The 1,368-nt window shown below is 59.2% G+C and carries 2 protein-coding genes and 1 pseudogene; 2 read left to right on the top strand and 1 reads right to left on the bottom strand.

The features are described from left to right. Window positions 1-9: 9 nt before the first annotated feature. Complete coding sequence (locus NKJ26_RS33365; protein WP_352700100.1) at window positions 10-456, bottom strand: reverse transcriptase domain-containing protein; 447 nt, start codon at window positions 454-456, stop codon at window positions 10-12. Here NKJ26_RS33365 and NKJ26_RS33370 point away from each other — a divergent pair. Both NKJ26_RS33370 and NKJ26_RS33750 read left to right on the top strand, forming a co-directional pair. Continuing rightward, a pseudogene (locus NKJ26_RS33370) lies at window positions 455-811 on the top strand (IolE/MocC family protein); the annotation flags it as partial. The gene NKJ26_RS33365 and the pseudogene NKJ26_RS33370 overlap by 2 nt on opposite strands. 31 nt (window positions 812-842) lie before the next feature. Continuing rightward, window positions 843-1,043, top strand: coding sequence for a hypothetical protein (locus NKJ26_RS33750; RefSeq protein WP_502903265.1), 201 nt, complete (start codon window positions 843-845; stop codon window positions 1,041-1,043). Window positions 1,044-1,368 lie beyond the last annotated feature (325 nt).

The following is a 1,368-nucleotide window of genomic DNA, read 5'->3' on the forward strand; positions in this document are numbered from 1 at the left end:
CATGATACCTTAACGCTGTGAGCGCCCGTATACTTGTTGGAACCGGGGGGGGCCACTTCGCATACTTCGCGCGAAGTGCCCCCCAACGGTCTGCTCAGCCACTTCCGCTGCTTGGGGATCGACCAGTGCATGCGCCGCCGCAATTCCACCTTGATGTCCTTGAGTCTCGCCCCCATGCGGCCGCGGGTCTTCCTTTGAAAGCTGGAAGTGCCGTTGACGCGATTTTCCGCAGATGAGCGTAGACTCGAAGAACGCAAAGGTCTCCGGTTTGCCGAGCCCACGCTGCTTGCGGTTGGCCGCCGCGTGGCGACCAAACTCAATCAGGCGGGTCTTGTCCGGATGGAGCGACAGCGCAACCTCCTCAAGCCTCGCGCGCATCTCACTAAGGAAACGCCGAGCGTCGTCCTCGCGCTCGAAACCGACGATTACATCATCGGCATAGCGCACGATGATCATGTCGCCGGTGATCGATGCGTGTGCTGCCCGTGGTTTCGGCTCGATCGTCTTCTGGCGCCGCGAAGTCGGTGCGGGGGCGAACGAGATTGGCGAGTGGGTGCGCCCGGCAGACCTTTCCGTCGCCGGGCTTTGCCGCACACCGTTCCTTGTCGGTACCGAAGCGATCGACAGGACAGCGGTTCTCGATGAGGCGAGGGCGTCCAGCTTGAAGATTGTCGCTGAACATGTTGCCGACCTCGCACTCTATGCGGCGGACCGCAGTGTCAAGCTAGCGCTGGAACCTCTCAATCCCGTCTACGCCGGGGACCGCACCTGCCTCACGACTGTGCGTGACGCTGTTGATATCTGCGGGGCGGTCGATGCGCCGAATCTGGGCGTTGCCGTCGATGTCTACCATGTCTGGTGGGACCGCGACCCTGGACCGCGGCATGATGGGCGACGGTGTTGCCGATCTCAAGGCGATCCGCGCGAGTGCCGAAGGCGCCGGCTATACCGGTCCCGAGTTCGAGATTTTCTCCGCTAACAATCTGAAGCGGCAACTCTTACTAAATGGCCGCTACAATACTCAGTTCCATGATATACTTTAGGTTGTAGGAGCTAAGTTAAAATGTCCGGGTTTGGCAAAGTAGGAATGTCGTCCCTGCTTGTGCGCTGTCAATCTCTCCGCCGACGGTCGCATTACGCGTTGAAAACCTTGGTACGAAGCCCGACGAGGCTGCAGTTGTCGAGCTGGACATTCGTTCGCGTGCACAATTCATCGATCCAGAGACGTTTCTATGCTCTGACCGACTTTGGCATTGATCTGCCCTCGCCGCCTAAACCCCTCGGTCTAGGGGCTGTTGAGAATCATCGAGAATTGATGACGGCAGCGCATGCGTAGATCATCGCGGAGAAGTTGCGATCGGTTTTCTC

The sequence above is a fragment of the Mesorhizobium sp. M0152 genome (genome assembly GCF_040322415.1).
Lineage (GTDB): Bacteria > Pseudomonadota > Alphaproteobacteria > Rhizobiales > Rhizobiaceae > Mesorhizobium.